The sequence below is a fragment of the Brenneria sp. L4-2C genome, assembly GCF_040240335.1.
GTDB lineage: Bacteria > Pseudomonadota > Gammaproteobacteria > Enterobacterales > Enterobacteriaceae > Brenneria.
Map to the genome: position 1 here is coordinate 23,286 of NZ_JBEIAC010000029.1, position 7,183 is coordinate 30,468.

Consider the following 7,183-nt stretch of genomic DNA (forward strand, 5'->3'; position numbering starts at 1 on the left):
GCATGACTGATCTGAAAAACGATCGCTATTTGCGGGCTTTGTTGCGCCAGCCGGTTGATGCGACGCCGGTGTGGATGATGCGTCAGGCGGGACGTTACCTGCCGGAATACAAGGCGACTCGTGCGCAGGCGGGCGATTTCATGGCGCTGTGCAAAAATGCGGAGCTGGCCTGTGAAGTCACATTGCAGCCTTTACGGCGCTATGAGCTTGATGCGGCGATCCTGTTTTCAGATATCCTGACCATCCCTGATGCAATGGGGCTGGGGCTCTATTTTGAAACGGGCGAAGGTCCGCGTTTTCAATCTCCGATTACCTGCCATGCCGATGTGGCGAACTTGCCGATTCCGGATCCCGAGCAGGAACTGGCTTACGTAATGAATGCGGTTCGCACCATCCGCAAAAGCCTTGCCGGCGCGGTGCCGTTAATCGGCTTTTCCGGCAGTCCCTGGACGCTGGCGACCTATATGGTGGAAGGCGGCAGCAGCAAAGCGTTTACCATCATTAAAAAGATGATGTTCGCTGAGCCGAAAACCCTGCATTTGCTGCTGGATAAGCTGGCCGACAGCGTTATCCTTTACCTGAACGCGCAGATTCGCGCCGGCGCGCAGGCGATCATGGTGTTCGATACCTGGGGCGGCGTGCTGAGTGGTCGTGACTATCGCGAGTTTTCCCTGCATTACATGCATAAAATCGTCGACGGACTGCAACGCGAAAATGAAGGCCGACGCGTCCCGGTTACGCTGTTCACCAAAGGGGGCGGACAGTGGCTGGAAGCGATGGCGGCAACCGGCTGCGACGCGCTGGGGCTGGACTGGACCGTCGATATCGCCGAGGCGCGCCGCCGCGTGGGGGATAAAGTGGCGCTTCAGGGCAATATGGATCCTTCGATGCTCTATGCGCCGCCGGCCAGGATAGAACAGGAGGTCGCCTCTATTCTGTCGGGCTTCGGCCGGGGGAACGGACATGTGTTTAATCTGGGTCATGGTATCCATCAGGATGTACCGCCGGAGCACGCGGGCGTATTTGTCGATGCCGTACACCGGCTATCGCGCGCCTATCATTCATAGGGGGGCATGTGATTGATACCCGGCAACTGCGGGCCGAGCAACTGACGCGCGCCGCGGAAATTATTCGCCATGACGACCTGCCCTTTGACCAGCCCAGATTCGTTGCCGGCGCCGACGTGGGGTTTGAACAGGATGGCGCGGTGACCCGCGCGGCGATTGCGCTGCTGCGCTACCCGTCGCTGGAGTTGGTGGAGTATAAAATTGCGCGTATCAGCACGACGATGCCCTATATCCCCGGTTTTTTGTCGTTTCGCGAGTGTCCGGGTCTTATGGCCGCCTGGGCGTTGCTGGAACAAAAGCCGGATCTGTTATTGGTCGACGGGCATGGCATCTCGCATCCGCGTCGACTTGGCGTCGCCAGCCATTTCGGGCTGATGGTGAATGTGCCGACCATCGGCGTGGCGAAACGCCGCCTGTGCGGGCATTTCGAGCCATTATCCGATGAGGTGGGCAGCCGGCAGCCCTTGCTGGATAAAGGCGAGCAGCTAGGCTGGGTATGGCGCAGCAAGGCGCGCTGCAACCCATTATTTGTGGCAACCGGCCATCGCGTCGGTACAGATAGCGCGCTGCTGTGGGTGCAACGCTGCATGCGCGGCTATCGTCTGCCCGAACCTACCCGCTGGGCCGACGCGGTCGCCTCTAACCGTTCTGCGTTTCAGCGTTGGCGACAGCAGCAGTTGTGAGCGGATCCCGTTACAAAAATTTTAGGAATTCAGGCATAGGGCGATGCGGTAATTTCAGGTACACTGCCGCCCATAGCCTATAGTGAGCATAAAGATGTTACGTAACCCGATTCATTTGCGTTTGGAAAAGCTTGGAAGCTGGCAGCATGTCACGTTTATGGCATGTCTTTGCGAACGTATGTATCCCAATTATCATGAGTTCTGTCAGCAAACCGAGTTCGGGGACGCGATGGTTTACCGCCGTATTCTCGATCTGGTTTGGGAAACGCTGGTGGTCAAAGATGCAAAAGTCAATTTTGACAGCCAACTGGAAAAATTAGAAGAGGCAATTCCCGCCGCGGATGACTATGATATTTACGGTGTCTATCCGGCGATCGATGCCTGCATCGCTTTAGGCGAACTGATCCATTCCCGCCTGAGCGGTGAAACGCTGGAGCATGCGATTGCGGTCAGTGAAACGTCGATCCGGACGGTCGCGATGCTGGAGATGACGCAGGCCGGTAAAGAAATGACCGATGATGAGTTGAAAGTTCTGCCGGCGATTGAAGAAGAATGGGACATCCAATGGGAGATTTTTCGCCTGTTGGCAGTCAACGAAGAGCGCGACATTGAATTGATTAAAGGGCTGCGCGCCGACCTGCGCGAGGCCGGTAGTAGTAACATTGGGATAAATTTAAGCCAATAACGCGATAAAACGTGATTTAAGGCTTGAAATGGTATGTCGAAAGGCTTCACATCCGCACCCTGTCTGGTCTACATTTGGGGGGCGTAATAAAAGTGGCTGTCGGTGCGTGTATGCAGGAGAGTGCTGTCATGGCATATCCGTCGCACTCGATGCTTAGCAAGCGATAAACACACTGTAAGGATAACTTATGAATAAGACTCAACTGATTGATGTAATTGCTGACAAGGCTGATCTCTCCAAAGTACAGGCAAAAGCTGCTCTGGAATCAACTCTCGCGGCAATTACTGAGTCTCTGAAAGAAGGTGATGCAGTACAATTAGTTGGTTTTGGTACGTTTAAAGTAAACCATCGTAACGAGCGCACTGGCCGCAATCCGCAAACTGGTAAAGAAATCAAAATTGCTGCTGCCAACGTGCCAGCGTTTGTTTCTGGCAAGGCGCTGAAAGACGCCGTCAAATAAGCCAATGCCGGTTAAGAGTTTAAGCAGGGGGGCGGTTTCGCCCCTTTTGCTTTTATCGCGCCGGCTTGGCATCGGGACGGCGATATTCTTTATCGTCGCCTGTAGCAGCCATACCCCTTCGCCGCCAGTTTTCGCCAGCGGCTACCTTTCCGATCGCGGTATTGTTCGCCTGTGGCGCAAAGATGACGCCCAGCACGACACCATCAGACTGATATCGGTTTATAACCCATTTCAAGGCGGCGGCACGGTGGTAACCCGCTATTGGTATCAGCAGGACAGCCTGCGTGAAATCAAAAGAACGCTGGAAGCCCAGAAAGATGATACGCAGATCCGCTTTGCGGAAGATGGCACGGTCAGCTTTATGCAACGTCAGTTGGCGCAAAGGCGAGAATCCATCTCCGATGACGATCTGGCGCTCTATCAGTGGGACGCAAAAAGAACCCGGGAACTCAGCGATGTGCTTCAGGCAGGGAAGGTGACGTTAAGGCAGGGCAAATTACAGGATGACCTGGTCATTACTTGCGATGGCGCGCGCGTCAGGCCTGATTTTGATCAGTCCTCGCAAGATTGGATCGCCCAAAAGAGAAAACAGCTTACCGGCTCGCTGAGTATTGCATGGCTGGAGGCATCGGAAGGAACACAACTGCTGCTGGTGGATCAGGGCGATTTCTGTCGCTGGGAAGCTGAAGCCAACAGGCTGTAACCTGAATGCGGAGTTGATTATCCGACATCGGGCGCGGGTTTATTCACGTTAATCTCCGTTGCGGATAAACATCGCTAATAGGGTGGCGCACAGCATAAAAAAACCCGGATTTCTCCGGGCTTGTCGGTTCGTCAGGCTTGTTCCCGTTCAATCGCCCGGTAGCCAATGTCTTTCCGGCAGAAAGATTCCCGCCATTGAATTTCCGCGGCCAGCTCATACGCGCGTTGCTGGGCATCGGCGACCGTCTTGCCTAATGCGGTGACGCACAGCACCCGTCCGCCGTTGGTGACGACATGCCCGCCGTCCAGTGTGGTGCCGGCGTGGAAGACTTTTCCATCTTCAGCATCTTGCTGCGGTAGGCCGGAAATGACGTCTCCGGTACGATAATCGCCGGGATATCCGCCCGACGCCAGTACCACGCCTAATGAAGGACGTTCATCCCACGCGGAGTCTTGTTCGTCCAGCCGGCCGTCGCAGGCCGCCAGACAGAGTTCGACCAGATCGGAACGCAGGCGCAGCATGATGGGCTGGGTTTCCGGGTCGCCAAAGCGGCAGTTAAATTCAATCACCTTGGGTTGACCGTCGGCGGAAATCATCAGTCCGGCGTACAGAAAACCCGTATAGATATTGCCTTCAGCCGCCATGCCTTTTACCGTCGGCCAGATCACCTGTTCCATCACGCGCTGGTGAATGTCATCGGTGACAACCGGCGCGGGGGAATAAGCGCCCATGCCGCCGGTATTGGGGCCGGTATCGTTGTCGCCCACCCGCTTATGGTCCTGGCTGGTGGCCATCGGCAGTACGTGTTCGCCATCGACCATGACGATGAAGCTGGCTTCTTCGCCATCCAGGAATTCCTCCACCACGATACGGTGGCCGGCATCGCCAAACGCGTTGCCGGCCAGCATATCTTGAACGGCGTTTTCCGCCTCTTCCAGCGTCATGGCGACAATCACGCCTTTCCCGGCGGCCAGGCCGTCGGCTTTAATCACGATCGGCGCGCCTTTACTGCGGACATAAGCCAACGCCGGTTCGACCTCGGTGAAGTTCTGGTATTCCGCGGAAGGAATATTATGTCGGGCAAGAAAATCTTTGGTAAAGGATTTGGAGCCTTCCAACTGCGCGGCTGCCTGCGTCGGTCCGAAAATTTTCAGCCCGGCGGCGCGAAAAGCGTCCACCACGCCGATAACCAGCGGTTGTTCCGGCCCCACGATGGTCAAGTCAATCTGGTTCTGCTGCGCGAAAGCGACCAGCGCGGGAATATCGGTTGCGGCAATATCAATATTGCTTAGCCCCGGTTCCAGCGCCGTACCGGCATTTCCCGGCGCGACGTAAACGATATCCGCCAGCGGCGACTGAGCGGCTTTCCAGGCGAGCGCGTGCTCGCGGCCGCCGTTACCAATAACTAAAATTTTCATGTTCGTCAGATCCTGAATTAATGGCGGAAATGGCGCATATCGGTAAAGATCATCGCGATACCATGTTCATTGGCAGCCGCAATAACTTCATCGTCACGGATAGAGCCGCCGGGTTGGATAACACAGGTGATACCTACGGCTGCGGCGGCATCAATACCATCGCGGAAGGGGAAGAAAGCATCGGAAGCCATGGCGGAACCTTTTACTTCCAATCCTTCATCACCCGCCTTGATCCCCGCAATTTTGGCGGAATAAACCCGGCTCATCTGGCCGGCGCCTATACCGATGGTCATATTGTCTTTGGCATAAACAATGGCGTTGGATTTGACGAACTTGGCGACTTTCCAGCAGAACAGGGCATCACGCAGTTCCTGTTCGCTGGGTTGGCGTTCGGTCACTACGCGTAGCTGAGCGGCGCCAACCATGCCCAGATCGCGTTCCTGTACCAGCAGGCCGCCGTTCACGCGTTTAAAATCCAGACCCGGAACGCGCTGTTGCCATGCGCCGCAGGCAAGTACGCGCACGTTTTGTTTGGCCGCGGTGACTTTCAGGGCGGCTGCGCTGATGGAGGGGGCAATGATCACTTCAACAAACTGGCGGCTGATGATGGCTTGCGCCGTTTGCTCGTCCAGCTCGCGGTTGAAGGCGATAATACCGCCGAAAGCTGAGGTTGGATCGGTTTTGTAGGCGCGCTCGTAAGCTTCCAGAATCGAGTCGCCAATCGCCACGCCGCACGGATTGGCATGTTTGACGATTACGCAGGCTGCCTCAGTAAACTCCTTCACACACTCCAGCGCCGCATCGGTATCGGCAATGTTATTGTAGGACAGCGCCTTGCCCTGTAACTGGTTCGACGTTGCAACAGACGCTTCCGTGACATTTTCTTCTATATAGAAAGCGGCTTGCTGGTGGCTGTTTTCGCCGTAGCGCATATCCTGTTTTTTCACGAAATTCAGATTCAGCGTGCGGGGGAAGCGTCCTGACGGTTTATCCGTTTCGCCATAATAAGGCGGCACCAGGGCGCCAAAGTAGTTGGCAATCATGCTGTCATAAGCCGCGGTATGCTCAAACGCTTTAATCGCCAGATCGAAACGCGTCTCGTAGGTCAGCGAGCCATTGTTGGCATCCAGCTCATTAATGATGGCGTCGTAGTCGCCGCTCTTAACCACAATCGCCACATCTTTATGATTCTTGGCCGCCGAGCGAACCATCGTCGGCCCGCCAATATCGATGTTCTCGACGGCGTCCGCCAATTTGCAGTCAGGCCGGGCAACGGTCTGAGCAAACGGATAGAGATTGACGACAACCATGTCGATAGGTTGGATATCGTGTTTTGCCATGACGGCATCATCCTGCCCGCGACGCCCAAGAATGCCGCCGTGAACCTTCGGATGCAGAGTTTTAACGCGTCCATCCATCATTTCCGGGAAACCGGTGTAGTCAGACACTTCCGTGACCGGTAAACCCGCATCAGCCAGCAGATGTGCTGTGCCTCCGGTAGAGAGAAGCTCAATCCCACGCTGAGATAAGGCTTGAGCAAAGTCGACAATACCTGCTTTGTCAGAAACGCTGAGCAAAGCACGGCGGATAGGACGAGGTTGTTGCATGATGATGTATCCCTTGGATTGGGTAGTCAGTAAAGAACAATACGTGAATATCGTCTTTTTCTTCATTTATAACGCATGATGGCAAGACAAAGAAAAATATTCAGTTAGCGTTCACAATAAAGAAGGTGCGTTTTTTCGCGGAAGAATTGTAGCGAAAACGTTTGCGTGATGCTCGTCTAATTTCAGTAAGATTCCGTTCTGTGGATAAGTTTGTGAACAAATGGGTATAAACCCGCCTTTTGCTGTGTAATGCAGCAAACAGTGATTTTTATGCAAATTACCTGTTGCGGCCTGCGCAGAAGTCCCTATAATGCGCTCCCACTGACACGGCAACGGCGATTACGCGGTTGTGATGACAGTAAGAAGCCAGGCAATAATCACTTGACTTCACAGCGGAATTGCATAATATATGCGGCCCGCGCCACGGGATATCGTGGCACTGCTCTTTAACAATTTAATCAGACAATCTGTGTGGGCACTCACAAGACCTATCGGCTAACGATATAAAAAAGTCTTGAAGAGTGACTAGCAGTAAATTCATTACGAATGAACAGTTATTA

The 7,183-nt window shown here is 54.5% G+C and carries 7 protein-coding genes; 5 read left to right on the forward strand and 2 right to left on the reverse strand.

Going from position 1 to position 7,183, the window contains the following annotated elements:
• Window positions 1–2: 2 nt before the first annotated feature.
• From hemE to ABRZ26_RS23340, 5 genes are all read left to right on the forward strand, one after another.
• Window positions 3–1,067, forward strand: coding sequence for a uroporphyrinogen decarboxylase (hemE, locus tag ABRZ26_RS23320; RefSeq protein WP_319606483.1), 1,065 nt, complete (start codon window positions 3–5; stop codon window positions 1,065–1,067).
• 8 nt (window positions 1,068–1,075) lie between these two features.
• A complete protein-coding gene (gene nfi / locus ABRZ26_RS23325) occupies window positions 1,076–1,750 on the forward strand; it encodes a deoxyribonuclease V (protein ID WP_319606484.1) in 675 nt (224 codons plus the stop codon).
• A 94-nt stretch (window positions 1,751–1,844) separates the two neighbouring features.
• A complete protein-coding gene (locus tag ABRZ26_RS23330) occupies window positions 1,845–2,435 on the forward strand; it encodes a YjaG family protein (RefSeq protein ID WP_319606485.1) in 591 nt (196 codons plus the stop codon).
• Window positions 2,436–2,622: 187 nt separating this feature from the next.
• The gene (gene hupA / locus ABRZ26_RS23335) at window positions 2,623–2,895 is read left to right on the forward strand and encodes a nucleoid-associated protein HU-alpha (RefSeq protein ID WP_009114799.1); all 273 of its coding nucleotides are present in this window, start codon (window positions 2,623–2,625) and stop codon (window positions 2,893–2,895) included.
• 4 nt (window positions 2,896–2,899) lie between these two features.
• Window positions 2,900–3,598: a DUF1481 domain-containing protein gene (locus ABRZ26_RS23340; protein ID WP_319606486.1), complete on the forward strand. Its 699-nt coding sequence runs from the start codon at window positions 2,900–2,902 to the stop codon at window positions 3,596–3,598.
• Window positions 3,599–3,729: 131 nt separating this feature from the next.
• Here ABRZ26_RS23340 and purD read toward each other — a convergent pair whose 3' ends face one another.
• Both purD and purH read right to left on the reverse strand, forming a co-directional pair.
• Entirely contained in the window at window positions 3,730–5,016 is a 1,287-nt protein-coding gene (purD, locus tag ABRZ26_RS23345) for a phosphoribosylamine--glycine ligase (protein ID WP_319606487.1), read from the reverse strand.
• Window positions 5,017–5,033: 17 nt separating this feature from the next.
• Window positions 5,034–6,623, reverse strand: a complete 1,590-nt coding sequence (purH, locus tag ABRZ26_RS23350; RefSeq protein ID WP_319606488.1) for a bifunctional phosphoribosylaminoimidazolecarboxamide formyltransferase/IMP cyclohydrolase — start codon at window positions 6,621–6,623, stop codon at window positions 5,034–5,036.
• Window positions 6,624–7,183: the final 560 nt, after the last annotated feature.